Source organism: Agromyces sp. Marseille-P2726, assembly GCF_902809835.1.
GTDB lineage: Bacteria > Actinomycetota > Actinomycetes > Actinomycetales > Microbacteriaceae > Agromyces.
The window spans coordinates 214,371-238,964 of record NZ_CADDWM010000011.1; the positions used below are offsets into that span (position 1 = coordinate 214,371).

Here is a 24,594-nt window from a genome sequence, read left to right on the forward strand (position 1 = left end):
GATGGGATGTGCTCACTTCATAGCGGGGTCGACGATAGCAGGTCGTGCGCACGTTCGCCACCGTCGGGGGAGAGCACTCAGGCCGGCACGGGCGAGAGCTTCGCCAGGCGCAACCACGTCTCGACGACCGTGTCGGGATTGAGGGAGACCGACTCGATGCCCTGGCCCACCAGCCACTCGGCCAGATCAGGATGATCGCTCGGGCCCTGCCCGCAGATGCCGATGTACTTGCCGTGGCGCCGGCACGCCTCGATCGCCATGGCGAGCATCTTGAGCACGGCGGGGTCGCGCTCGTCGAACGTGTCGGCGACGAGCGACGAGTCGCGGTCGAGGCCCAGGGTGAGCTGCGTCATGTCGTTCGACCCGATCGAAAACCCGTCGAAGTGCTCGAGGAACTCGTCGGCGAGCAGCGCGTTCGACGGCACCTCGCACATCATGATGACCTTGAGGTCGTTCTCGCCCCGCCGCAGCCCGTTCTCAGCGAGCAGGTCGACGACGGCGCTCGCCTCGCCGACCGTGCGCACGAACGGCACCATGATCTGCACGTTCGTGAGCCCCATCTCGTCGCGCACGAACCGCAGCGCCTCGCACTCCATGTCGAAGCAGTCGCGGAAGTCGTCGGAGATGTACCGCGACGCGCCGCGGTAGCCGATCATCGGGTTCTCCTCGTGCGGTTCATAGCGCTCCCCGCCCATGAGGTTGGCGTACTCGTTCGACTTGAAGTCGCTGAGCCGCACGATCACGGGTTCGGGTGCGAACGCCGCGGCGAGCATCGAGACGCCCTCCGCGACGCGCTGCACGAAGTAGTCGCGCGGCGACGGATAGGCGGCGATCTTCTTCGCCACCGCGTCTTTCAGGTCGCCCGGGAGCGTATCGAACTCGAGCAGGGCACGCGGATGGATCCCGATCTGCCGATTGATCACGAACTCGAGACGCGCCAGGCCCACGCCCTTGTTCGGCAGCTTCGCGAAGGCGAAGGCCTGATCGGGCGTGCCGACGTTCATCATGATCTTGACGGGGGCCTGCGGCATCCGATCGAGCTGTGTCTCCTGCTCTTCGAAGGCGAGTCGGCCGGCGTACACGAACCCCTCATCGCCCTCGGCGCAGGAGACCGTGACCTCGGTGCCGTCGGTGAGCACGCGGGTCGCGTCGCCCGTGCCGACGACGGCGGGGATGCCGAGCTCGCGGGCGATGATCGCCGCGTGGCATGTGCGCCCGCCGCGATTCGTGATGATCGCCGAGGCCCGCTTCATGATCGGCTCCCAGTCGGGGTCGGTCATGTCGGCCACGAGCACATCGCCGGCCTGGAACTGGTCCATGTCGACGAGGTCGGTGAGCACGCGCACCGGCCCGGCGCCGATCTTCTGGCCGATCGCCCGGCCCGCACTGACCACCTCGCCGCGCTGCTCGAGCACGAAGCGCCGCATGACATTGCCATCGGCTCGCGAGACCACGGTCTCGGGGCGCGCCTGCAGGATGTAGAGCTCGCCGTCGACGCCGTCCTTGCCCCACTCGATGTCCATCGGGCGGCCGTAGTGCTCCTCGATCGTGAGGGCGTGCCGGCCGAGCTCCTCGACCTCGTCGTCGGTGATGCTGAAGCGCGCGCGATCTTCGACCGGGACGTCGCGGAACACCGTGCTGCCGCCGACGCTCGTGCTGTCGGTGTAGCGCATCGCGATCGCCTTCTCGCCGATCGAGCGCTTGAGGATCGCCGGCCGCCCTTCACGGAGGGCCGGCTTGTACACGTAGAACTCGTCGGGGTTCACGGCACCCTGCACGACGGCCTCGCCGAGTCCGTACGAGCTCGTGATGAACACGGCGCGATCGAACCCCGACTCGGTGTCGACGGTGAACAGCACGCCGGAGGCGCCGACATCCGACCGCACCATCCGCTGCACGCCGGCGGACAGGGCGACGTCGTGGTGGTCGAAGCCGTGGTGCACGCGGTAGGCGATCGCGCGGTCGTTGTAGAGCGACGCGAAGACGCTGCGGATCGCCGCCAGGATGTTGTCGATGCCGCCGATGTTGAGGAACGTCTCCTGCTGCCCGGCGAAGCTCGCCTCGGGCAGGTCTTCAGCGGTCGCGCTCGAACGCACCGCCCAAGTGACGTCTTCAGGATTGGAGTCGTTCTCGAGGAGCTTCGCATAGGCCGAGCGGATGTCGCGCTCGAGGTCGCTCGGGAACGGCTGCTGCTCGATCCATTCCCTGATCGACGAGCCGACGCGGGCGAGCTCGGCCACGTCGTCGGTGTCGAGCTGCTCGACGGCCGCGCGAATGCGGTCGTCGAGGCCGTCGTGGGCCAGGAAGGATCGGAAGGCGTCGGCGGTGGTCGCGAACCCGCCCGGAACCCGCACACCCGCGTCGGAGAGGTGCGACACCATCTCGCCGAGCGAGGCGTTCTTGCCGCCGACCTGGAGGAGGTCGTTCATGCCGATCTCGTCGAACCAGAGGATGTTGCTCATCGTTGTGTCCCTCGCTCGGTGTTGCGTCGTGGTCGCCGTGTTCTTGCCCCGGCCATGGTTCGCGGTGTCTGCCCGTGTCGGGTCATGCCCGCAAGTGCATGGTCTGCATGATGACGGCCGACATCTCCTCGACGCTCTTCGTCGAGGAGTTCAGGAATGGGATGTGGTTGCGGCGGTAGAGGTCTTCGGCGCGTCGCAACTCGAGCGTGCACTGCTCGAGGCTGGCGTACCGCGAGTTCGGGCGACGCTCGTGCCGCACCTGGCTGAGCCGCAACGGCGTCGTGGTCAGCCCGAAGCAGCGTTTCGCGTATTTCGCGACGGAACGCGGCAAACCGTCGGTGGGGAAGTCGTCGTCGGTGAGCGGATAGTTGGCGACGAGGAGGCCGTACTGCAGCGCGAGGTACATGGTGGTCGGGGTCTTGCCGCATCGGCTCGGGGCGATGAGCACGACGTCGGCCTGGTCGAGGGCCCGCCGACTCTGGCCGTCATCGTGCTCGATGGCGTACTCGACGGCGCGCATCCGCGCGAAGTACTTCTCGACGTCGCCGACGCCGTGGAACTGCCCGAGCTGGGCCGACGCGGTCGTGCCGAGCGCCTCCTCGAGCTCGACCAGGTGGCCGGCGAGCAGGTCGATGATCACCGCGTTCGCGCCGGCGATCACGGCGCGCACGTCGGCCGCCTTGACCGTGGTGAACACGATCGGCAGGCCACCGTTCGCGGCCGCCTGATCGATGTCGTGAACGACTTTGCGCGCGCCTTCCACCGTGTCGATGAACGGAATCGTGTGGCGCGCGAACCCGATCGTCGGGAAGTTGGCCAGGAGGGCGTTCCCGACGGTTTCAGCGGTGATGCCCGTGCTGTCGGAGACGAAGTACGCCCGGCGCTTCGCCGTCTGCACCGGGATCGACCCGGTCGCGATCGGAACGCTGCGGTCGATCATGGGATGCCGCTCTCACGCGTGGCGCCACGGCAGAAGGATCCCCTCATGAATTGACCCTAACCTCGAGGACTGCTCTTCCTTCGCCGCTCCCGACGAGAAAGAACCGGACTTCTTGCTCTGTCATCATGATCACGCGCTCAACGGACCGGTCGTCGCTCTGCCCGTCGGCTCGGCTTCAGGCCGACGGCGTGGGATCAGGACGAGTCGGCGCGGTCCGGTCCTGGTTTCGCGGTGTCGGCCTCCTGATTCCGCGTCTCAGCTGCTCAGTGCGCGCAGGCGTGGGGCGAGGTCGCGTTCGAACAGCTCCAGGAACCGGCGCTGGTCGTGGCCGGGGGCGTGGAACACGAGGTGGTTGAACCCCCAGTCCACGTATTGCTTGATTCCGGCGACGACCTGGTCGGGGTCGGTGCCCACGATCCACCGCTTCGCGATCTGCTCGATCGGTAACGCGTCCGCGACCCGCTCCATCTCGACCGGGTCGGTGATGTCGTGCTTCTGCTGCTTCGACAACGACAACGGCGACCAGAACCGGGTGTTCTCCAACGCGGCATCCTCGGTCTGTTCGTACGACACCTTGATCTCGATCATCCGGTCCAGGTCATCGAACGAACGGTCGGATGCCGCGGCCCCCTCCGTCACCGCCGGGATCAGCTGATCCACATACAGCTCGGCACCCTTGCCCGAGGTGCAGATGAACCCGTCCCCGGCCCGGCCCGCGTACTTCGCCACCGTCGGCCCGCCCGCCGCGATGTACACCTATAAGCGACAGCCCCCGGCGCGACCGGCTCGGACGCCGCCGGAGTGACCGGCTCGGGCGCCGCGGTCGCCGGTGCCAACCCAGCCGCAGGCCACGGCTCGCCGCCCTTGACACGCGGCAGACCACGACGAAGCGCGCGACCGGATGCGGTCGCCGCCGTCGCGACGACCGGCGCTCCAGCAGTGTGCGAGGTCGGCACGGCGGCGGCAACGCCATCCCCCTCCGCCGCGGGAGACTGGACCGTGACGCTCGGCGCCTCCGCCGCCGGAGCCGCGTGCTGCGGTGCCGGGGCGGTGACCGACGCCGCGGCGGGCAGCGTCACTCGGCCGGCGGACGGCCACGGCTCACCGCCCGCGACCCTCGGCAACCCGCGACGGATCGGCCGAGAGCCACCCGTCGGCGCGGCAGGCGCCGCAGCCGCCACGACAGGGTCCGCCACGCCGGGGTCCGCCACGACGGGCTCCACCGCGGCCGGTTCCGTCACGCTGGGTGCGGGCGGCGTCCCGGAGATCACCGACGGGGCCGCGGCATCCGCTCTCATCGGCTGCTCGGGTGCAACCGCGACAGGGTCGCGATCGAGTACCGCTACCGGGGCCTCCCCGCCGGGCGGCCAGGGTTCGCCCCCGGGCCATCGCGGAAGACCGCGTCGAACCAACCGAGCGTACGTTGCCATTGGTGCCTACTTCGTCTTCTTCGCGTCGAGTGCCGAGATCAGCTGCGGCACCACGGTGAACACATCGCCGACCACGCCGAAGTCGGCGATCTCGAAGATCGGCGCCTCGGCGTCCTTGTTGATCGCGACGATCGTCTTCGCGGTCTGCATGCCGGCGCGGTGCTGGATGGCGCCCGAGATGCCGAGCGCAACGTACAGCTGCGGCGACACCGACACGCCCGTCTGACCGACCTGGTGGTTCTGCGGAATGTAGCCCGCATCGACCGCGGCACGCGACGCACCCACGGCAGCGCCGAGCGCATCCGCGAGTTCCTCGACGAGCGCGAACTTCTCCTCCGAGCCCAGCCCGCGACCGCCCGACACGACCTTCGCCGCCCCGCGCAGCTCGGGCCGGGACGAGGTCACCACGGCCTCGTCGACCGAGACGACCGTGCCCGCCTTGCGGCCCGACGCCGCCACCGCGAGCTGCTCCACCACCGGCGGCGCGACCGCCTCGGCGCGGGCATCGATCGCGCCCTGCCGGACCGTGATCACGGGCGCCCCGAACGTCACCGCGGAGTCCACGTTGTAGGCGCCGCCGTAGACGGAGTGATGTGCGACCACACCCTGGTCGTCGCGCGAGATCCCGACCGCGTCCACCGCGAGGCCCGAGCGAGTACGCGCAGCGAACCGGCCCGCGACTTCCCGTCCTTCGATCGAGTTCGACACCAGGATCGCATCCGGTCCCACCAGGTCGGATGCCGCGACCAGCGCATCCACGATCGGAACCGTCAGCCCGGACCCGGGCGCCGCGACCAGCACGGTTGCCGCACCGAGGGCGGCTGCGGCATCCACCAGCCCTGCGGCATCGGAGGTCAGCAGCGCCACCGGTGTGCCCACCCCTGCCGCCGCACCGAGCAGGCCAGGAGCGCTCTTCGCGAGCTGGCCCGACGGGGTCACGTCCAGCAGCACCAGGATCGAATCGTTTGCGTACACAGCCATGGTCGCGCCTTTCACACCAGTCGGTTCTGGACCAGGAACTCCGCGAGCTGCTCGCCCGCGTCGCCCTCATCCGAGATCTTCACGCCCGCCGCCCGCGGCGGCTTCTCGGCGAGCCCGATCATGATCGACCGGGCCGCCTCCGGATCCTCGGGATCGACACCGAGATCGGCCAGGCTCAACGTCTCGAACGGCTTCTTCTTCGCCGCCATGATGCCCTTGAAGTTCGGGAACCGGGCATCGGGCAACCGCTCCGTGACCGAGATCACGGCCGGCAACTCCGCGGTCACCCGCATCGTTGCCCCGTCGCTCGCCCGCTCGCCCGACACGGTGCCGTCACCGATCTCGACCGAGTTCAGGTTCGTGGCGGCCGGCACATCGAGCAGCTCCGCGATCATCGCGGGCAGCACCCCGCCCGACCCATCCGTCGACAGGTTGCCCGCGACCACCAGGTCGAACCCGGCGCGCTTCACCGCCGCAGCCAGCACCTCGGCCGTGAGCCCGAGGTCGGCGCCCAGCAGGCCCTCGTCAGCTACGTGCACCGCCGACGCGGCACCCATCGCGAGCCCCTTCCGGATCGTCGAGGCCGACCCCTCGGGCGCCATCGACATCACCACGACCTCGGTATCAGCATGCTTGTCGGCGTAGCTGAGCGCGACCTCGAGCGAACGCTCGCCGATCTCATCGAGCACCGGCTCGCTCGCACCACGATCCGCGAGGCCGGTCTCGAGATCCAACTTCCGGTCCCCGTACGTGTCGGGAACCTCCTTGACCAGAACGACGATCTTCATCGGCTACTCTCCTCTGCCGGGGGTCGAATCGAAATGTCGGGGATTCCGCGCTGCGGAAGCCCGTGAGGCCCGTGAAGGGCTAGCGTGGACAGGAATGCCCGAACGCGTGCGAAGGAGGTCGGCATGGCACAGCGGAGGCCGCTGCCCGTGGACCCGATCGCCGAAGCGAAACGCCAGTGGGCCGAGCACGGATGGACGGATGCCGCGACCGGCATGTCGGCGGTCACGTCGATCATGCGCGCGCAGCAGATCATGCTCGGGCGCGTCGAGCGCGCGCTGAAGCCGTTCGGTCTGTCGTTCGCCCGGTTCGAGATGCTTCGACTGCTCGCGTTCACGCGTGAAGGGCGGATGCCCATGGCCAGCGCCATCGCGCGACTGCAGGTGCATCCGACCAGCGTCACGAACACGGTCGACCGGCTCTCACGAGATGGCCTCGTGCGGCGGGAGCCGCATCCTGAAGACGGTCGGGCAGCCCTGGTCGTGCTCACTCCCGAGGGTCGGGAACTGGTCGAGCGGGCGACGCTCGCCCTCAACGAGGTCTTCGTCGAGCCGGGCCTGGCCGAAGACGACACCCTGCAACTGGTGCGGATCCTCGCCAGATTCCGCAAGGAGGCCGGCGACTTCGCCGACCCGCAGCCCATGCCCGACCCGCTCTGAGTTCGTGCCTGCTCAGCTGTGAGTGAATTCGGGTGTGCGCTTCTCACGGAACGCCCCCATCCCTTCACGCTGGTCGTCGAGCGCGAACGTCGCGGCGAACGCCTGCTTCTCGATGCGCAGCCCCTCCGAGAGCCCGGCCTCCTGGGCGGCCTGCAGGGCGTCCTTGGCGGCATAGACGACGGGCAGCGACTTCGATGCGATGATCTCGGCGACCTTCTCGGCCTCGGCGAGCAGGTCGGCGGCGGGCACGATGCGCGAGACGAGGCCCGCGCGCTCGGCCTCTTCGGCACCCATCATCCGGCCTGTCAGAACGAGTTCCGCGGCCTTGTACTTGCCGACGGCGCGCGGCAACCGCTGCGTGCCGCCGATGCCCGGGATGACACCGAGATTGATCTCGGGTTGGCCGAACTTCGCCGTGTCGGCAGCGAGGATGATGTCGCACATCATCGCCAGCTCGCATCCTCCGCCGAGGGCGAAGCCCGACACTGCCGCGATGACGGGCGTGCGGAGTCGTCCGAAGTCGCCCCACGACTTGAACGGGTCGTGCAGGTACATGTCGACGTACCCCTTGTCGGCCATCTCCTTGATGTCGGCGCCGGCGGCGAACGCCTTCTCGGAACCGGTGAGCACGATCGCGCCGATTCCCGGGTCGTGATCGAACTCCTTGCCGGCCGTGACGATCTCACGGATGAGCGTCGAATTGAGGGCGTTGAGCGCCTCGGGCCGGTTCAGGGTGATCCATCCGACGCGTCCGCGCGTCTCGACGATGATGGTCTCGTAGTCGGTCACTGGAGCTCCTTCATGCCTCGACGCTCGCGACGTCCGCGAGCGATTGGTCTCGAATCGTGTTGATGATGCCCGAGAAATCCCTGCCGGCCCCCTCACCTGCGGCGAATTCGCCGTAGATGCTGCGGGCGAGCAACCCGAGCTTGGCGTCGACGCCGGTGAGGGCGATCGCGTGCTCGGCGAGCCCGAGGTCCTTCGACATCAGCGCGCCGGCGAAGCCGGGCTGGTAGTCGTTGTTCGCCGGGCTGGTCGGCACTGGTCCGGGCACCGGGCAGTTCGTCGTGAGCGCCCAGCACTGGCCCGACGCGTTCGATGCGACGTCGAAGAGCGCCTGATGCGTGAGGCCGAGACGCTCACCGAGCACGAAGGCCTCGGCGACGGCGATCTGCGAGATGCCGAGGATCATGTTGTTGCAGATCTTCGCGGCCTGGCCGAGGCCGGCACCACCGCAGTGGACGATGCGACGGCCCATGGCCTCGAGGATCGGGAGGGCCTCGGCGAAGTCCGCTTCGCTGCCGCCGACCATGAACGCGAGGGTCGCGTTCTCCGCTCCGACGACGCCGCCCGAGACGGGTGCGTCGAGGCTGCGATGCCCAGCAGCCTCCGCGAGTCGATGCGCCGCGCGCGACTCGTCGACGGCGATGGTCGACGAGTCGATGAACAGCGTCCCGGGTCGGGCCGCGGCGAGCAGTCCTGTGCTCTCGTCCGGACCGTCGTAAGCCTGGTGCACGTGACGGCCGCTGGGCAGCATCGTGATGACGATGTCGGCGGATGCCGCGGCGTCCGCTCCCGACGCCGCCACCGTGACGCCGGCCGCTGCCGCCGCCTCGAGGGCAGTAGGCACGACGTCGAAGCCGACGACGTCGTGGCCGGCCTTCACGAGGTTTGCGGCCATGGGACCACCCATGTGGCCGAGTCCGATGAATCCGATCGTGCTCATGCTGTCTCCTTCGACGCGAGTTCTGCTGACAAACCGAGGTCCCCGTCGGACGGCTCCTCGAAGACTGCGGCGACGTCCGCGTGGGTCACCGCGCCATGACTCGACGGACTCCATTGCGGGTTGCGGTCCTTGTCGATGAGCTGAGCGCGGATACCCTCGGCGAAGTCGGGGACGCCCGACATGTGGCGGGAGACTCGATATTCCTGATCAAGAGCGGCCTCGAGCCCGGGAAGCTCCCGCGCACGGCGCAGGGACTCGAGCGTGACGGCCAGCGCGAGCGGCGACTTCCGGTCGATGCTGTCGGCGAGGGCGGATGCCTCGGGGTCGCCCTGCTCACGCAGCCGGTCGATGATCTCGGTGACCGAGTCCCCCGCGAAGGCGTCGTCGGTCCATTCGCGCTGGCCCGCGAGGACACCGGGCTGGGGCGCGTCAGCGAGCATTGCGATGGCCGTGGTGGGCGCCTGCCATTCGAGCGCCCTCAGCAGCGCCGGAATGCGTTCACTGGGCACGAAGACGTCGGCGAAGCCCACGAGGATCGCGTCAGCCGGGCCGATGCTGGCCGCCGCGAGCGCGAGGCGGGTGCCCAGTCCGCCGGGAGCACGCGACAGCAGCCAGGTGGCGCCGACGTCGGGCACGAATCCGATGGTCACCTCGGGGAACCCGAGCATGGATCGCTCCGTCACCACCCGATGCGAGCCGTGCGCCGAGACGCCGATGCCGCCACCGAGCACGATGCCGTCCTGGATCGCCACGAACGGCTTGGGATAGGTGGCGATTCGCGCGTTCATCGCGTACTCGTCGCGCCAGAAAGCTGCGGCCCCCATGCCGTCGGACCCGGTGACATCCCGATGCAGGCTGACGACGTCGCCGCCCGCGCAGAGCCCGCGGTCGCCGGAACCGATCACCGCGACGGTGGCAATGGAATCATCGTCGGCCCACCTGTCGAGCGCGGCACTGATGAGGCGGACCATCTCGTGCGTCAGCGCATTCATCGCCTTGGGCCGATTCAGCGTCAGCAGACCGAGCTTGCCTCGTTGCTCGACGATGACCTCGGCGCCGACGCCGTGCGCGCTCATCGTGCCCTCGCCAAGAGGTCGCGGCCGACGATGAGCTTCATGATCTCGTTGGTCCCCTCGAGGATCTGGTGGACCCTGAGGTCGCGGACGACGCGCTCGATGCCGTACTCGTGCAGATAGCCGTCCCCGCCGTGCAGCTGCAACGCGGCATTGGCGGCATTGAATGCGGCGTCGGTTGCATACCGCTTGGCGAGCGCGCAGGCGGCGGCCACGTCGGGGGCGTCCTCGTCCATCTTGTCGGCGGCACGCTGCAGGAGCGCTCGGGCGGCCTGCAGCTCGGTCTCCATGTCGGCGAGGGTGAAGACGATCGACTGGTTCGCCGCGAGCGGCTTGCCGAACGCCTCACGCTCCTGCACGTACTGGAGGGCGCGCTCGAGCGCCCACTGGGCACCGCCGAGCGAACAGGCGCCCATGTTGACGCGGCCACCGTTGAGCCCCTTCATGGCGATCGCGAAGCCGTCGCCCTCGGCACCCAGGCGGTTCGAAACCGGCACGCGCACGTCGTCGAAGATCACCTGACGTGTGGGTTGCGCGTTCCAGCCCATCTTGTGCTCGTTCGGGCCGAAGCTGAGCCCGGGGGTTCCACCCGGCACCACGATCGCCGAGATGCCCCGTGATCCTGAGCCGGGTTCGCCGGTGCGGGCCATGACGACATACACCGCTGAGGAACCGGCGCCCGAGATGAACTGCTTGACCCCGTTGATGACGTAGTCGTCGCCCTCGCGTCGGGCCGAGGTCGTGATGGCCGCGGCATCCGACCCCGCGCCCGGTTCGGTCAGGCAGTAGCTGCCGAGATCGGTCATCGCGACCATGCCGGGGACCCAGGTCTGACGCTGCACCTCGTTGCCGAACGCGTCGATCATCCAGGCCACCATGTTGTGGATCGAGATGTATGCGGCGATGGTGGTGTCGCCCTTCGCGAGCTCCTCGAAGATCGCGACGGCGTCGGCGCGTGACAGGCCCGAGCCGCCCACGTCCTCCTGCACGTAGACGCCGCCGAGCCCGAGCTCTCCGGCCTGTGCGAGCGCGTCGACCGGGAAGTGCTTCGAGGCGTCCCACTCGGCCGCGTTCGGAGCCAGCACCGTCGACGCGAAGTCACGGACCGCCTCGACGATCGCGAGGCGTTCTTCGGTGATGATGGTCATGGGTCTCGTCCGCCTCAGTGCATCGTCGGGATGACGAAGCTCGCGCCCTCGCGCAGATCGTGCGACAGCCAGCGGCTCGTGACGGTCTTGGTCTTCGTGTAGAAGCGGAAGGCGTCGGGGCCGTGCTGGTTGAGGTCGCCGAAGCCCGAGCGCTTCCAGCCGCCGAACGTGTGGTACGCGATCGGCACCGGGATCGGCACATTCACGCCAACCATGCCGACGTTCACACGGGCGCTGAAGTCGCGGGCGGTGTCGCCGTCGCGGGTGAAGATCGACACGCCGTTGCCGTACTCGTGATCGGTCGCCATGGCGAGCGCCTGCTCGTAATCGTCGGCGCGGGCGATGAACAGCACCGGACCGAAGACCTCCTCCTTGTAGACCGTCATGTCGGTGGTGACGTCGTCGAAGAGCGTCGGACCGAGGTAGAAGCCGTTCTCATAGCCCTCGACGGTGTAGCCGCGGCCATCGGCGAGGAGTGTGGCCCCCTCCTCGATGCCCTTCTGGATGTAGCCCTCGACGCGCTGGAGCGCCTCTGCGCTGACGAGGGGTCCATAGTCGACTCCCTCTGCGAGTGCGGGGCCGACCTTCAGTTCCTTCACCCGCTCGGTGAGCTTGACCGACAGGGCGTCAGCCGTCTCCTTGCCGACCGGCACGGCGACCGAGATGGCCATGCACCGCTCGCCCGCCGAGCCATACCCGGCGCCGATCAGGGCATCGGCGACTTGATCGAGATCGGCGTCGGGCATGACGATCATGTGGTTCTTCGCCCCGCCGAAGCACTGGGCGCGCTTGCCGTACGCTGCGGCCGTTTCGTAGATGTACTGCGCAATCGGCGTCGAGCCGACGAAGCCCACGGCCTTCACGCGGTCGTCATGCAGGATCGCGTCGACCGCCTCCTTGTCACCGTTGACCACGTTCAGCACGCCCTCGGGCAGGCCGGCTTCCAGGAAGAGCTCAGCGATGCGCAGCGGAACGGAGGGGTCGCGCTCGCTCGGCTTCAGGACGAAGGCGTTGCCGGCGGCAAGTGCAGGGCCCATCTTCCACAGCGGAATCATGGCCGGGAAGTTGAACGGGGTGATTCCCGCGACCACGCCGAGGGGCTGGCGCATGGAGTACACGTCGATGCCGGTGCCTGCACCAGTCGAGTACTCGCCCTTCAGCAGGTGCGGTGCGCCCGCGGCGAACTCGATGACCTCGACACCACGCTGGATGTCGCCGAGCGAGTCCTCGTACGTCTTGCCGTGCTCGCGCGACAGGGTCCGGGCGAGCTCGGGGGCGTCCTTCGCGATGAGGTCGAGGAACTTCAGCAGCACACGCGCGCGCTTCTGCGGGTTCGTCGCGCCCCAGGCCACCTGTGCCGCCTCGGCGTTCGTGATGGCCGCCTGGACCTCGGCGGTGCTCGCGAGCGGGACCCTCGCCTGCACTTCGCCGGTGCTCGGGTCGAACACATCGCTGTAGCGCCCGGAGGCGCCGTCGACGTGTCGGCCGCCGATGAAGTGGGTGAGCGTCTTCGTCTCGGTCAGCGTGTCGGTCATTTCGGATCCCTTCGCGCGCACGTCTGGGGGTGCGCCTCGTCCAATGTTATTTGGCGTACCAATAATTTACTAGGTGTTGCTAGTAATTATTCGGACTCACGATTTCTTGTCAGGTTCTGGCGTGCTATCTGCCGACGAAGGCGGCGCGGAGCGTCGCGGATTCCTCGGTCGAGGACAGGCGCGCGATCGAGTCGCGTTCCTGTTCGAGGTGCTCGCGGTACCCGGGGAGCCACGCGGCGGCGAGCAGTCGCTTGGACGCCGCACGCGCCGGCCGCGGCATCCGGGCGATCTTCTCGGCCGCCTCGCGGGCGACCGTGCCGACCCGGTCGGCCGGCTCGACCGTGTTCACGATGCCCCAGTCCCGCGCGGTCGCGGCGTTCAGCGGGCGCCCGACCAGCACGAACTCGGTCGCGCGGGTGGGGCCGACGATCCTCGGCAGCAGGTACGAGGTGCCGCAGTCGGGGCTGAGCGCAACCTTGGAGTACGCGCTCACGAACGACGCATCCTCGGCGGCGACGACGTAATCGCAGTTCAACACGAGCCCGAACCCGCCACCGGCCGCGGGCCCGTGCACGGCGCCGACGAGCACGAGGTCGGAATTCGCGAACGCGAGCAGCGCCTCGTGCACGGTGCCGGCGAGCTCACGCACGTAGTCGGCGGGCGAGGCGGCCGCAGACACGCCGGCGAGGTCGCCGCCACCGCAGAACAGCACCCCCTCCGCGTCGATGAGCACCACGGCGCAGGACTCGTCGGCGCTCAGGGTGCGGGCACCGTCGCGCAGCGCCCGAGCCAACTCGAGGTCGAGCGCGTTCCCCGCCGTGGGACGGTTCAGCGTCAACCTGGCGATCGGCCCGTCGCGTTCGATGCGGAGCACGCTCACTGCGGTGCCATTCGCAGGGCGGCGTCCATGCGGATCGTCTCACCGTTCAGGTAGTCGTGGGCGACGATCATCGACACCAGATCGGCGTACTCCTCCGGCCTGGCCAACCGCGCCGGGAACGGCACCGACTTCGCCAGCGATGCGCCCACCTCCTCGCCGAGCGAGGTCAGCATCGGCGTCGCCACGATCCCCGGGGCGATGGTGTTCACCCGGATCCCCGACCGTGCGAGGTCACGGGCCGCCGCGATGGTGAGACTGACCACTCCGCCCTTGGATGCCGCGTATGCGGCCTGCCCGATCTGGCCCTCGTACGCCGCGACCGACGCGGTGTTCACGATCACCCCGCGCTGGCCGTCCTCGTCGGGATCCTGATCCGCGATGATCTCGGCGGCCAGCCGCAGCACGTTGAACGTGCCCACCAGGTTCACCTCGATCGTGCGGCGGAACACATTCAGGTCGTGCACCCCACGTGACGACAGGATGCGCACCGCGGGCGCGATCCCGGCGCAGTTCACGACCAGGCGCAGCGGCCGCCCGGTCTCGCGCACCGCGTCCAGCGCGACCGCGACATCCGACGGGTTCGTGACATCCGCCGCCACGTACCGCACGTTCTCGATCGCCGGAGCCGACTCGACCCCCTTCGGCAGGTCGAGTCCGATCACCCGCGTGCCCTCGGCGGCCAGCCGCGCGGCCGTCGCCGCCCCCAGGCCGGAAGCGGCGCCCGTCACAAGCGCAGTTGCGTTGTCGATTCTCATGCTTGCCCTCTCTCAGACCGCGACCTTGACCTGCGTGGCCAGCTGGTTCACGATGACCTCTTCCGCCTCGGCGACCACCGAGTCGACGACCTCACGCGCGCTGAGTACTTCGTGGATCAGCCCCTGCGACTGCCCGGCCCACCAGACGCCACCTTCCATGTCGCCGCCGGCGAGCACCCGCTCGCGACCACGAGCGCCGGATGCCAGGTGAGCGATGTCGTCGAAGGTCGCACCCGGTCGGGACGAGATCTCGACGATCTCCTCGGAGACGGAGTTGCGGGCAACCCGGGCGGTGTTCTTGAACATGCGGAAGATCAGCACCGTGTCGCGCTCGGAGTTCGCCACGATCTGACGCTTCACGTTCTCGTGCACGGGGGCCTCGTGGGTCGCGACGAATCGGGTTCCCATGTTGATGCCCTGAGCACCGAGCGCCATCGCCGCCGCCAGGCCCCGGCCGGTGGCGAATCCGCCAGACGCGATCACCGGAATGGAGAGGGCCCGCGTGGCCGCTGGGATCAGCACCAGGCCCGGAATGTCGTCTTCGCCCGGATGCCCCGCGCACTCGAACCCGTCGATGCTGATCGCGTCGACACCGAGGGACTGCGCCTTCAGGGCGTGGCGCACCGCCACCGCCTTGTGGATGACCTTGACCCCGGCGGCCTTGAAGTCCGGGAGGTGCGGCTCGGGGCTGCTGCCGGCGGTCTCGACCACCTTGACGCCGCTCTCGATGATCGCGTGCCGATACTCGTCGTAGGGAACTGGGCGAATCGTGGGCAGGATCGTCAGATTCACCCCGAACGGCTTGTCGGTGAGATCCTTGGTGCGCTTGATCTCCTTCACGAGATCCTCGGGCGTGGGCTGCGTGAGCGCCGTGAGGAAGCCGAGCGCACCCGCCTCGGCGACCGCCGCGATGAGCGGCGCCGTGCCGACACCGGTCATGCCACCGCACGTGATCGGGTGTTCGATGCCGAAGGTGCGTGTGAAGTCATTGTCGATCAACGTGGGCCTCCTCGGCTCAGGACTTGATGAGATGCGGGAACTTCGCGTCGACGCCACCGTCGACGACGAGGTTCTGACCGGTCACGTAGGCGCTGGCCGCCGTGGTGAAGAACATGAGCGCACCGGCGATGTCCCGCGTGTCGCCGAATCGGCCCATGGGAACGTTCGCCTCCTGGGCGGCGACGAACTCGGGGTCGGCGAACAGGCTGTCCTGGGTCCGCGGCGTGAGGATCACCCCGGGGGCGACGGCATTGACTCGGATGCCGCGGGGCGCGAGTTCCACGGCGGCCGACCGCACGAGGGCGATGAGCGCCGCCTTCGCCGAGCCGTAGGCGCTGTGTCCCTGCGCACCCCGGACGCCCGACACCGAGCTGACGAAGGCGAACGTGCCGCCGTCGGTCATCTTGGGAACGAACGCTTCGAGCACGTGCAGGGCCTGCACGTAGTTGAGCGCGAACATCCGCTCGCGCACGTCTGCTGGAGTCTGCTCGGCGGTGTGCCACGCGGCCATGCCGACGACGTCGACCACCCCGTCGATGGCACCGAGTTCGTCAGATGCCTGCTCGGCCAACGCGAGGACGGCATCCCTGTCGGTCACGTCGACGGCGGCGTAACCACCGCCGACCACCCCGGCGGTCGACTTCGCGCGCTCCCCGTCGAGGTCGACGGCGAACACGGACGCGCCGAGTTGGCTGGCTGCGATCGCGGCCTCGCGCCCCATGCCGAGCCCCGCGCCGAGCACGACGATGCGACGCCCCTCGAGGCGGAACCGATCCGCGTAGACGCTTTCCTCACCAGACAACTTCGTCCTCCATCGGCGTAGACGTGACTGCATTCGCAGTGCCATCCTATCAATGTTCTACAGGATAGGCCAAGCCCGACGCTCGCTGCCTCTGGAGGACCTGCCTCGACCGTCATGCGGCGGAGAGCGACGGCCATTTGCCGCCGATACGCCGAGTCACGCGCCGCGCCGCGCCGAGGGCGATCTCGCCGATCTCGCGCAGGCGATCACCTCGAACCCCCGACAGCCCCGTCAGCGTCATCGCGAACACCACCGAGCCTTCGGCGTCGAAGACCGGAACTGCAAGGTTCGCGACGTCGTACACCTCGTCGGGCTGAATGCCCTCGGCGACGTAAGCAGGCCCCTGCTTCGGAATGGCCTCCCAGAGCCGTCGACGGACCTCGTCGCGGTCGACCACGGTCAACTCGTCGATCAGTGCGATGACCTCCTCGACGGGGTCGTTGGCCAGGCCGACGACGTACCCGTCTTCACGGACCCGTTCCAATGACGCCAAGAGCCTCTGACGAAGCAGTGCCTCCTGCTCTCCGCGCCCGATCGTCCCGAGCCAACGGTCGATCTCGGCCTTCGACGACCATGCGACGAACACCTGGCCGAATGGCGGCACCATGGGCACCCGCTGCCCGACCCAGGCCTCACGGGACTTCGCCCCAGGATGTCCTTCGATCGCCACGAACAGAATCTCACCGGCGGTGGCGACCGTGCCCACGCATTCGTTGCCGAGATCCGCAAGCTCGCGCATCTCATCTTCCGCTGCTTCGATGGCGGGGTACTGGAGCGCCGCGGCGTGGCCGAGCGCGACACCCGCGGGGCCGAGGGTGTAGGTCTTCCGACGCGGATGCCGTGACACGTAGCCGGCGTCCGTCAGTGCGAGCAGCAACGCCGAGAGCGAGGCCGCGTTCACATCGAGCGCACTCGACAGTTCCGACAGCGTGAACGAGACTCCCGGATGCGCCGTCAGGTAGTTCAGGGCGGACATGGCCCGCACGACCGCGGGCGCCGGCTTCGTTGACACCCAACTGAGCGTAGCGGCATCCGTGACGGGTTTACCTTATAAGGAATAACCAGTTGGTAAGGTGTGTCCGGGTCGTCGAAGCCAGGGCGCCCGAACCGTCGGTTGTCCTGACCCAAGAGTGGACGAGGGAGTCATTGTGTCCGCAGAACCCCAGAGCGGCGTGATCGCGCCACGACTGTTCCGTGACGTGCTCGGGCACTTCCCGACCGGTGTCGCGGTGATCACGTCGGTCGGTGACGACGGCCAGCCGATCGGCATGGCGGTGGGCTCATTCACCTCGGTCTCGCTCGATCCGCCGCTCGTCGCGTTCCTTCCCGACCGTGGGTCATCGACATTCCCGGCGATTCGGAACGCCGGGCGATTCTGCGTGAACGTGCTGGCCGGCGGACAGGAGGACATCTGCCGGACCTTCGCCACGCGTGGTGCCGATCGTTTCGGATCGGTCGAGTGGCGGCCGGCCCCGCACACGGGGTCACCGGTCCTCGACGGGGTGGTGGCCTGGATCGATTGCGAACTCGGCGACGTCCACGAAGCGGGCGACCACGACATCGTCATCGGCAGGGTGCTCCATCTGGAAGTGGCGAATCCGACGCTGCCCCTGCTGTTCTTCCAGGGTGGCTACGGAACCTTCGCTCCCCGGTCGCTCGTCATGGCCTCCCGCGGTCGACCGAGCGAAGCCGTGCGTGCCGCCGAGGCGGCGCGTGACGACCTCGAACGACTCGCAGAAGAGGTCGGCTTGGAGTGCCGCGTGCTCGCTCGCGAAGAGAACGGTCTCGCCATCGTCGCGACCGCCGGGCATGCCAGCGGCGCGGACCCGGTCGGGGCGATCCTGCCGTTCTACCCGCCGTTCGGCGGAACCATCGCCGCCTGGGGATCGCCCGAGCTCCGGGCCGAGTGGTACGACAGTTTTCCGGCTGAACTCGGAAGCGAGCAACGAGCGGAATTCGACGCTGACCTCGACCGGATGCGCAAGCGGGGCTGGACGCTGACGTTCCAGAGCGACGCCGCCACCGAGGCCGAGACGCTCGTCGAGGCCATGGCCGAGTACGGTCGCACCCCGAGCCTGGAGCGCCGGCTCTTCGAAGCGGGCAAGGAGATGAGCGGACTCGACGACCCTGATCTGCTGGACGACTCCACGGCGAGCCAGGTCCGCACCATCACGGCTCCCGTGATCGGCGCGAACGGTCCACTCCTCCACCTGACCCTCTACGGGTTCCCGCCCGACGCGTCGCTGGATTTCGTCGAGGGGGCACGCGATGTGCTGGTGGCGACGTCGCGGACCCTCAGCGAGCGGTTCGGCGGCCGCGTCGACTGACATCAGTCGTTCGACGGCTCAGGCGTATGCCACGGTGATCGTCTCTCGGACCAGCCCGGCCACCTGCTGAGCGGCTGCCGAGAGCCGGTGAGCCTGCGAGTACACGATCCCGTAGTTCGCGGAGGTCTGGGGTGCCACGTCGATGTCCAACCGTCGTAGACCGAACTCGGGTCGTAGCGCCTCGATGAGCTCGGTCGCGAGGAGCACGGCATCGGTGCGTCGAACGAGGTCGGCGAGCAGGTCGTAGTCGTCGAGTACGAACGCCGGGGCTGCGAAGCCGTGCCGCTCGACGTCGGCTCCAACCGAGGTGTCGCGCGCGAAGGTGCCCGCCACGACGGGAAAACGCCGGCGCAGGTCGGGGTCATCGGGCGATTCGAGCAGCGGATGACCCTCGCGCGTGAGGAGGGCAAGGCGTGAGCGAGCGCGAATGGCGTCGACGCGCAGACCCTCCTCACCACCCGATACGCGAGATTCGCGAGGCACGCCGCCCACGTAGAAATCAAGTTCTCCCGCGTCGAGCATGTACCGCAGCTCACTGTTCGAGCCCACCTTGACCCGCACCGGGAACTGGTTCGTGAGTCCCAGGAGGTCCTCGAGGATGCGCGGGAGGAAGAGGGTCGCCGATATCGGTCCCATGCCGACGTTCACCGCGGCATCCCGACCGGCGCTGATGTCGCGCAGATCGCTCTCGACGGAGGCGGCGTGCCGCACCAGCTGCTCCGCCTGCGCGATGAACCGCGTGCCCTCGGGAGTCAGCTTGGCCCCCGCCCGGCCCCGCACGAACAGTCGAACGCGGAACTCGGACTCGAGGGACTGGATGCTTCGTGTCAGCGCCGATTGCGACATGTGCAGCGCGAGCGCCGCAGCACCGAATGTTCCATGCTCGGCGATGGCGACCGCGTGGCTGAGGCGGTTCACATCGATCATCTGATTCCTTGCATCTTGCGCATGATAAGCGGCTTTACTTGCACTATACACACCGACCTTGCTGGCCGACGATGGAAAGCGAATACCCGCACATCGATTGATGACAGAGGAGTCCGACGATGACCATGACCGACATTGCCCCGCCGCCGCTGATCCAGGACGAGTTCCGCATGGCCATGGGAAACATCGCCACTCCCGTATCGATCGTGACCGCACACGAGCGCGACACTCCGCACGGCACGACCGTGAGCGCATTCGCATCGCTCTCCATGACGCCCCCGATGATGCTCGTCTCGCTCGATCGTCGATCAGCACTTCTCGAGGTCGTGCGGCGCACCGGTTGGTTCGGCGTCAACGTCCTCAGCGCTCAGCAGGCTGACACCGCTGTGCGGTTCGCGTCCAAGGGCGTCGACCGGTTCGCCGATGTCGAGTGGTCGCTCGACGCCGGCCTGCCCCGGCTCGGAGGTGCAGCGAGCTGGGTCGCCTGCGAGGTGCAGTCGTTCATCGACGGCGGTGATCACGAGGTGGTCATGGGTACCGTGGTGCGCGCCGACCACGACGAGCTCGCCCCGCTGACCTATCACAACCGCCGCTTCGGCACTCACGCCACTCACGGGTGATTGCAACGGATGCCGCGGCCCACGAGGGCCGCGGCATCCGTCTCCGCTTCAGTCGTCGAGATAGGTCTCGAGGATCGGTCCGGCGGCGCGCAGCATGGTCAGCGGATTGATCAGCAGGTGGTTCTTCGCCACCTGGTAGTCGCGCGTGCAGCGCCCGATCGCACTCGGCAGGCGTACCGCCTCCGAACCCGCCCAGAGATGGGCGAAGCCCACCACGCCATCCGCCACCTCGTGGACGTACGTGGTCGCCTGCTGGATGCGCGCACCCAACTCGGGCGAAACCTCGTTCGTCTCTGCGGCCGACTTCTCGATCTCGGCCAGCGTATCGAGGAAGTAGGCCCGCGCTGCCCGGTACGAGGCTTCACGCGAGGCGAACTCCTTCCGGAAGACGTCGGACTCGGCGAGCGTTCCGCTGACGCCCTCGCGCTTCTTGGTGGTCGTGATCCTCGCCACCTCCTGCAACGCCCGCTTCATGATGCCGAGCACGACGCCGCCGTGTCCGGCCACGCCCAGCGACGCGCGGCTGATGACCGGACCCGAACTCGCGTTGGCCGCGCCCAAGCGGGCATCCCGCTGCTTCATCACGAACTTGTCGGGAATGAACTGCTCGGGCACCCGGTAGTCGTAGCTGCCTGTTGCAACAAGGCCCATCACGTCCCAGTTGCCGAGGATCTCGAACCTGTCCCGAGGGATGTAGGCGACGCGCGTGAACGGGGTCCCATCCTCCAGGTAGCGCTGATTGCCGTCCTCGTCGACGATCTTCATGTGCGCCGCGATGTTCGTGATGTAGGTCGAGCCGCTGCCGAAGGGCAGGCGATCTGCGCGCCCGCGCAGGCCCCCTTCGACCTCGACCGCCACGCCGAGCGGTCCGCCGAAGCCACCCAGGATCGCCTTCTCGGGTCCCCCGAACAGGGCCTGCCGGCCCTCGTCGTCGAGGTAGATGGCGGCGTTCCGCGTGCCGACGGAGGTCGCCATCAACACCCAGCCCGTCGAGCCGTCGGCCCTCGAGATCTCCTCGATCGCCTCGAAGCCGCCCACCAGGTCGGCGCCGAGCCCGCCCAGTTCCTCGGGCACCCACATCCAGAACAGCTCGGCCGCCTTGAGCGCGTCCGCGGCCGTGGGAGTGACGTCGGTTCCGGCCTCGCCCGCATCAGCCTCGGCGTCGATCACCGGGGCGACGGACTTCGCTCGTTCGAGCGGACTGCCCGTGATCGTCGTCCGGATCTGGTCGTCCTGCGTCATGGTCATTCGTTCTTCCTCTCTCGACACGCGTGTTCGCGTATCCACTCAGACAGCAGCGGCCTCGCGAGCCGGCTCGACGACGACCTTCATCGCCGACCCGTCCTGCATCGCGGCGAGGGCATCGCCGACGCGCTCCAACGGGTAACGGTGCGTGACGATCTCGGCGAACGGGAAGCGCTCGCGATTCGCCTGCACGAACCGCAGTGCCTGCAGTCCCACCTCGGGCCGGGACCCGAGGTTCCCGATGATCCGAGCCGACTTGAGCGTGATCGGCACCGGATCGAACGACACCTCTCGCGTGCCCGAGTACAGACCCGACAGCAGGTATCGACCGTGACGGGCGAGCAGTGAGACCCCCTCTGGGAATGCCTCGGGCACCCCTGCCGCCTCGATGACGACATCCGCCCCACGTCCGTCGGTGAGTTCGTGAATCCGCGCCAGCCGCTCCTCGGCGCTCGTCGCCTCGAGGTCGATCGTCACGGTCGCCCCGAACTTGCGAGCAAGCTCGAGCCGGTGCGCGGGTGCGCCGATCACGATGATGTTCCGGGCCGGGCTGATCGAGGCGACCATCGCGGCCGCGATGCCGACCGGGCCTGCGCCCTGCACCACCACCGTCTGCCCCGCTTCGATGAGACCGAGGCGCCGCTGTCCGCTGATCGCGGTCGGAAGGGCGCAACCGAAGGCGGCGAGTTCCTCGTCGGTCACAGGCCCGTCGACACGGAAGAATGGCACGCGACGCGACAGGGTCGCGGTGTCCCGGTAGCCCGCGGCGTTGGGGATCGACGAGGGCAATGGCCACTGACGATCGTCACAGGCCTCGCCGGTCGTTCGGCACCCTCGACACTCACCGCACGGCGTCGAACCGGCGTACCAGATGATGCGATCGCCCACCGAAACCGGGACTCCGCCCCAGTCGACGGTCAGACCCTCGCCGAGCTCCTCGATGACTCCCACGGCCTCGTGTCCGAACGACACACGACCGACGGCATCCTTCACATGGCCCACGATGCGGTGCACATCGCTCCCGCACACTCCCGCGAGCGTCACGCGTGCGATGAGTCCACCAGGTTCGGCCACCGCGCCGGGAGCGTGCTCGATCGAGAGCGTCAGCGCGTCCATATCGAAGACCGCCTGCCGCCCGCCGCCATTGTCGGTGCCGCTCATGTGCTCGTCCATCCCATCCTGCTCGTGTGCTTTCATTCGGCGCCGACCGCGACCGGTTTGATGCCGTGCACCTCGTCGCTCCATGCGGAGACGAAGGGTGCGGATCCCTCGGGAGGCGCCTCGTCCGAGATGAATCCCTTCCAGGTCGTCAGGTACTCGATGAAGCCGTCACCGACTGACTGCGACCGCAGATACGAAGCCGACACGGGCAACCACTCGGGTTCGAGCCCGGGATCCTGGAGGAGCATCCGGGGGAAGTCGGGATACAGGATGCCCGCCTTGCCGATCGCGAGGTAGTCGCTGCCCTCGTCCAGTGCCGCTCGCACCGACGCGCCGGTGCGGATCCGGCCGGTGACGCCCATGCGCACAGCCCCGCGGGGAATACGCAGGAAGTGCCGCATGATCGGCGCGCGATCGGCGCGCTCGTCGTCGGGGAACTTGCCGGCGTCCCAGAGCGACATGTCGATCGAATCGACCTTTCGCTCATCGATCAGTCGCTCGACCACGGCAGTGATCTCGAAGAGGTCCTGGCCATACCGCTCCGGCGAGAGCCGGACGCCGAGCTGGAATTCGGGACCCGTCGAAGCGCGGATGGCATCGATGATCGCGAACAGGAATCGTGCCCGGTTCTCGGGTGACCCGCCCCAGTCATCCCGGCGTCGGTTCAGGGTGCCGCTGAGGAACTGGCCGATCAGGTAGCCGTGCGCGCCGTGGAGTTGAACGCCGTCGAATCCCGCCGCCTCGCACCGGGCCGCGGCGCTCGCCCACGCCGCGATCACACCGGGAATCTCATCCTCTCGAAGCGCTCGCGCGCCGGTGTCTGCGTCGTCCGAGGAGCTGACCCGTTCTTCCGCGCGGTAACCACGCATGCCGGCGTGGTTCAACTGCACGGTCGCCAGGCTGCCCTCTGCCTTGATCGCGTCGGCGAGCCTCGTGAGGCCCGGGATGTGGGCGTCGGAGTGAGTGCCCGGCTCGGTGGCGAATCCCCGCCCGCGTGCCTCCACGCCGCTCTCACTGGTGACGATCCCACCGAACCCGCCCTGCGCCCGACGAACGAGCCAGTTCACCTCGGCATCGAGTACGGTGCCGTCGAGTGCGCTCTGCTTGTTCGTCATCGGCGCCAGGACGAACCGATTGGGCAGCGGCCGCCCGCGCATGAAGGAGAGCGGAGTGTCGAGCACCGTCACGCGGCACCTCCAGGGGCCGCCGCGTTCGCGAGGTTCGGCGCGAAGCGACCTTCGAGTTCGGCGACGTCGTCGTAGGTGATGGCGAGCAGCGCCTCGCCTGCGCCGACCCACGCGTCGGTTCCGCGGAAGGACTCCACGTACGACCGGTAGTCGTCGACGGGCTTGAGCTCACCGCTTTCGGCCACGGAGCGCAGCAGGTTCCAGACCTCGTGCACCCCAGGCAGCAGGAACGGAACGATCTGGATCGACTGGCCCATGCGGGTCATCTCGGCCACCGACGGTGTCGGCCCCGCATTGCGATGCGGAATGGCGTAGGCGGGCCCCGGGGTCTCGCGGAGTGCCGTCTCGATCTCGTCCCAGGTCTCGAGTCCCTCATAGAAGATGACGTCGACGCCGGTCTCTTCGCGATACAACCGGCCCCGCCGGATGGCCTCGTCGAGGCCGCCGCCATCGACCGCGCCGTAGCCGTCGGTCCTCGCGACGAGGACGAAGTCGGGATCGCGCCGATCCCGCTCCTCCACGGCGGCGGTGAACCGGCCGATCGCCTCGGCATCGGACACCAGGCGGATTCCGCCTCGTCCACCCGCCTTCTTCGGCTCGGCCTGATCTTCGAGGTGGATCCCCGCGACCCCTGCCTCGATGAACGCGCGCGTGGTTCGCTGCACGTTCACGGGGCCGCCGTAACCCGTGTCGGCATCGCAGAAGACCGGGATGTCGACCGCGCGGGCCACGCGCGCGGCATGCTCGACGATCTCCGTCATCGTCAGGTAGCCGACGTCAGCGACACCGGCGAGCCAGAACGACGAGTAGCCGCCCGAGACCTCGAAGGCCTGGAAGCCGGCCTGCTGCGCCATCCGCGCGTGCAACGGCAGGACCCCGAAGGGCATCAGCGTCGTCTCCTTGGACTCGAACAGCGCGCGAAGCCGCGCCCCCTTCGATGCGTCCGTCATG

At 68.4% G+C, this 24,594-nt stretch carries 23 protein-coding genes; 3 read left to right on the top strand and 20 right to left on the bottom strand.

Annotated elements, in window-relative coordinates:
* Positions 1-77: 77 nt before the first annotated feature.
* The 5 genes from ppsA to HUS56_RS05415 all read right to left on the bottom strand — a co-directional run bounded on the left by ppsA (position 78) and on the right by HUS56_RS05415 (position 6,601).
* Positions 78-2,462, bottom strand: coding sequence for a phosphoenolpyruvate synthase (gene ppsA, locus HUS56_RS05395; RefSeq protein WP_173922357.1), 2,385 nt, complete (start codon positions 2,460-2,462; stop codon positions 78-80).
* Positions 2,463-2,544: 82 nt separating this feature from the next.
* A complete protein-coding gene (locus HUS56_RS05400; RefSeq protein ID WP_173922358.1) occupies positions 2,545-3,402 on the bottom strand; it encodes a pyruvate, water dikinase regulatory protein in 858 nt (285 codons plus the stop codon).
* Between the two features lie 255 nt (positions 3,403-3,657).
* Positions 3,658-4,158, bottom strand: a complete 501-nt coding sequence (locus HUS56_RS05405; protein ID WP_217423937.1) for an LLM class flavin-dependent oxidoreductase — start codon at positions 4,156-4,158, stop codon at positions 3,658-3,660.
* A 680-nt stretch (positions 4,159-4,838) separates the two neighbouring features.
* Complete coding sequence (locus tag HUS56_RS05410) at positions 4,839-5,813, bottom strand: electron transfer flavoprotein subunit alpha/FixB family protein (protein WP_173922359.1); 975 nt, start codon at positions 5,811-5,813, stop codon at positions 4,839-4,841.
* An 11-nt stretch (positions 5,814-5,824) separates the two neighbouring features.
* The gene (locus HUS56_RS05415) at positions 5,825-6,601 is read right to left on the bottom strand and encodes an electron transfer flavoprotein subunit beta/FixA family protein (RefSeq protein ID WP_173922360.1); all 777 of its coding nucleotides are present in this window, start codon (positions 6,599-6,601) and stop codon (positions 5,825-5,827) included.
* A gap of 123 nt (positions 6,602-6,724) precedes the next feature.
* Between HUS56_RS05415 and HUS56_RS05420 the strand changes: the two genes are divergently transcribed.
* A complete protein-coding gene (locus HUS56_RS05420; protein WP_173922361.1) occupies positions 6,725-7,258 on the top strand; it encodes a MarR family winged helix-turn-helix transcriptional regulator in 534 nt (177 codons plus the stop codon).
* A 12-nt stretch (positions 7,259-7,270) separates the two neighbouring features.
* On the opposite strand, the gene HUS56_RS05425 is transcribed toward HUS56_RS05420, so the two are convergent.
* The 10 genes from HUS56_RS05425 to HUS56_RS05470 form a co-directional block, all read right to left on the bottom strand.
* Positions 7,271-8,047: an enoyl-CoA hydratase gene (locus tag HUS56_RS05425; protein WP_173922362.1), complete on the bottom strand. Its 777-nt coding sequence runs from the start codon at positions 8,045-8,047 to the stop codon at positions 7,271-7,273.
* A gap of 10 nt (positions 8,048-8,057) precedes the next feature.
* The gene (gene mmsB, locus HUS56_RS05430) at positions 8,058-8,984 is read right to left on the bottom strand and encodes a 3-hydroxyisobutyrate dehydrogenase (protein ID WP_173922363.1); all 927 of its coding nucleotides are present in this window, start codon (positions 8,982-8,984) and stop codon (positions 8,058-8,060) included.
* A complete protein-coding gene (locus HUS56_RS05435) occupies positions 8,981-10,060 on the bottom strand; it encodes an enoyl-CoA hydratase/isomerase family protein (protein ID WP_173922364.1) in 1,080 nt (359 codons plus the stop codon). The genes mmsB and HUS56_RS05435 overlap by 4 nt, the downstream gene beginning before the upstream one ends.
* Positions 10,057-11,205: an acyl-CoA dehydrogenase family protein gene (locus HUS56_RS05440; RefSeq protein WP_173922365.1), complete on the bottom strand. Its 1,149-nt coding sequence runs from the start codon at positions 11,203-11,205 to the stop codon at positions 10,057-10,059. The genes HUS56_RS05435 and HUS56_RS05440 overlap by 4 nt, the downstream gene beginning before the upstream one ends.
* 14 nt (positions 11,206-11,219) lie before the next feature.
* Positions 11,220-12,740: a CoA-acylating methylmalonate-semialdehyde dehydrogenase gene (locus HUS56_RS05445; RefSeq protein WP_173922366.1), complete on the bottom strand. Its 1,521-nt coding sequence runs from the start codon at positions 12,738-12,740 to the stop codon at positions 11,220-11,222.
* 124 nt (positions 12,741-12,864) lie between these two features.
* Positions 12,865-13,620, bottom strand: coding sequence for an enoyl-CoA hydratase/isomerase family protein (locus HUS56_RS05450; protein ID WP_173922367.1), 756 nt, complete (start codon positions 13,618-13,620; stop codon positions 12,865-12,867).
* Complete coding sequence (locus tag HUS56_RS05455; RefSeq protein WP_173922368.1) at positions 13,617-14,375, bottom strand: SDR family NAD(P)-dependent oxidoreductase; 759 nt, start codon at positions 14,373-14,375, stop codon at positions 13,617-13,619. The genes HUS56_RS05450 and HUS56_RS05455 overlap by 4 nt, the downstream gene beginning before the upstream one ends.
* A gap of 12 nt (positions 14,376-14,387) precedes the next feature.
* Entirely contained in the window at positions 14,388-15,374 is a 987-nt protein-coding gene (locus HUS56_RS05460) for a nitronate monooxygenase family protein (RefSeq protein ID WP_173922369.1), read from the bottom strand.
* 16 nt (positions 15,375-15,390) lie between these two features.
* Complete coding sequence (locus HUS56_RS05465; protein ID WP_173922370.1) at positions 15,391-16,176, bottom strand: SDR family NAD(P)-dependent oxidoreductase; 786 nt, start codon at positions 16,174-16,176, stop codon at positions 15,391-15,393.
* Between the two features lie 112 nt (positions 16,177-16,288).
* Entirely contained in the window at positions 16,289-17,188 is a 900-nt protein-coding gene (locus HUS56_RS05470; protein ID WP_173922371.1) for an IclR family transcriptional regulator, read from the bottom strand.
* Between the two features lie 136 nt (positions 17,189-17,324).
* Between HUS56_RS05470 and HUS56_RS05475 the strand changes: the two genes are divergently transcribed.
* Positions 17,325-18,503 carry a flavin reductase family protein gene (locus HUS56_RS05475; RefSeq protein WP_217423938.1) on the top strand — a complete coding sequence of 393 codons (1,179 nt, stop codon included), beginning with the start codon at positions 17,325-17,327 and terminating at the stop codon, positions 18,501-18,503.
* An 18-nt stretch (positions 18,504-18,521) separates the two neighbouring features.
* Here the strand turns inward: HUS56_RS05475 and HUS56_RS05480 are convergent, their stop codons facing one another.
* Positions 18,522-19,430: a LysR family transcriptional regulator gene (locus tag HUS56_RS05480; RefSeq protein WP_173922372.1), complete on the bottom strand. Its 909-nt coding sequence runs from the start codon at positions 19,428-19,430 to the stop codon at positions 18,522-18,524.
* Between the two features lie 119 nt (positions 19,431-19,549).
* Here HUS56_RS05480 and HUS56_RS05485 point away from each other — a divergent pair, with 119 nt between their 5' ends.
* On the top strand, positions 19,550-20,050 hold the full coding sequence (locus tag HUS56_RS05485) for a flavin reductase family protein (RefSeq protein ID WP_217423939.1): 501 nt from the start codon (positions 19,550-19,552) through the stop codon (positions 20,048-20,050).
* A 48-nt stretch (positions 20,051-20,098) separates the two neighbouring features.
* On the opposite strand, the gene HUS56_RS05490 is transcribed toward HUS56_RS05485, so the two are convergent.
* From HUS56_RS05490 to HUS56_RS05505, 4 genes are read right to left on the bottom strand one after another with little or no spacing between them, the layout of a single operon-like run.
* A complete protein-coding gene (locus HUS56_RS05490) occupies positions 20,099-21,298 on the bottom strand; it encodes an acyl-CoA dehydrogenase family protein (protein ID WP_173922373.1) in 1,200 nt (399 codons plus the stop codon).
* A gap of 39 nt (positions 21,299-21,337) precedes the next feature.
* Positions 21,338-22,468 carry a zinc-binding dehydrogenase gene (locus HUS56_RS05495; RefSeq protein ID WP_173922374.1) on the bottom strand — a complete coding sequence of 377 codons (1,131 nt, stop codon included), beginning with the start codon at positions 22,466-22,468 and terminating at the stop codon, positions 21,338-21,340.
* Between the two features lie 20 nt (positions 22,469-22,488).
* The gene (locus HUS56_RS05500) at positions 22,489-23,643 is read right to left on the bottom strand and encodes an NADH:flavin oxidoreductase (protein WP_173922375.1); all 1,155 of its coding nucleotides are present in this window, start codon (positions 23,641-23,643) and stop codon (positions 22,489-22,491) included.
* On the bottom strand, positions 23,640-24,593 hold the full coding sequence (locus HUS56_RS05505; RefSeq protein WP_173922376.1) for an oxaloacetate decarboxylase: 954 nt from the start codon (positions 24,591-24,593) through the stop codon (positions 23,640-23,642). Before HUS56_RS05505 ends, HUS56_RS05500 begins: the two co-directional genes overlap by 4 nt.
* Position 24,594: the final 1 nt, after the last annotated feature.

What these genes read in the sequence shown, in the direction of transcription:
- HUS56_RS05455 (WP_173922368.1), bottom strand. Translation starts at nt 14,375, where the DNA reads ATGAGAATCGACAACGCAACTGCGCTTGTGACGGGCGCCGCTTCCGGC.
- HUS56_RS05480 (WP_173922372.1), bottom strand. Translation starts at nt 19,430, where the DNA reads ATGATCGATGTGAACCGCCTCAGCCACGCGGTCGCCATCGCCGAGCAT.
- HUS56_RS05485 (WP_217423939.1), top strand. Translation starts at nt 19,550, where the DNA reads ATGACCATGACCGACATTGCCCCGCCGCCGCTGATCCAGGACGAGTTC.
- HUS56_RS05420 (WP_173922361.1), top strand. Translation starts at nt 6,725, where the DNA reads ATGGCACAGCGGAGGCCGCTGCCCGTGGACCCGATCGCCGAAGCGAAA.
- HUS56_RS05505 (WP_173922376.1), bottom strand. Translation starts at nt 24,593, where the DNA reads ATGACGGACGCATCGAAGGGGGCGCGGCTTCGCGCGCTGTTCGAGTCC.
- HUS56_RS05445 (WP_173922366.1), bottom strand. Translation starts at nt 12,740, where the DNA reads ATGACCGACACGCTGACCGAGACGAAGACGCTCACCCACTTCATCGGC.
- HUS56_RS05415 (WP_173922360.1), bottom strand. Translation starts at nt 6,601, where the DNA reads ATGAAGATCGTCGTTCTGGTCAAGGAGGTTCCCGACACGTACGGGGAC.
- HUS56_RS05440 (WP_173922365.1), bottom strand. Translation starts at nt 11,205, where the DNA reads ATGACCATCATCACCGAAGAACGCCTCGCGATCGTCGAGGCGGTCCGT.
- HUS56_RS05495 (WP_173922374.1), bottom strand. Translation starts at nt 22,468, where the DNA reads ATGGACGAGCACATGAGCGGCACCGACAATGGCGGCGGGCGGCAGGCG.
- ppsA (WP_173922357.1), bottom strand. Translation starts at nt 2,462, where the DNA reads ATGAGCAACATCCTCTGGTTCGACGAGATCGGCATGAACGACCTCCTC.
- HUS56_RS05490 (WP_173922373.1), bottom strand. Translation starts at nt 21,298, where the DNA reads ATGACCATGACGCAGGACGACCAGATCCGGACGACGATCACGGGCAGT.
- HUS56_RS05435 (WP_173922364.1), bottom strand. Translation starts at nt 10,060, where the DNA reads ATGAGCGCGCACGGCGTCGGCGCCGAGGTCATCGTCGAGCAACGAGGC.
- mmsB (WP_173922363.1), bottom strand. Translation starts at nt 8,984, where the DNA reads ATGAGCACGATCGGATTCATCGGACTCGGCCACATGGGTGGTCCCATG.
- HUS56_RS05410 (WP_173922359.1), bottom strand. Translation starts at nt 5,813, where the DNA reads ATGGCTGTGTACGCAAACGATTCGATCCTGGTGCTGCTGGACGTGACC.
- HUS56_RS05400 (WP_173922358.1), bottom strand. Translation starts at nt 3,402, where the DNA reads ATGATCGACCGCAGCGTTCCGATCGCGACCGGGTCGATCCCGGTGCAG.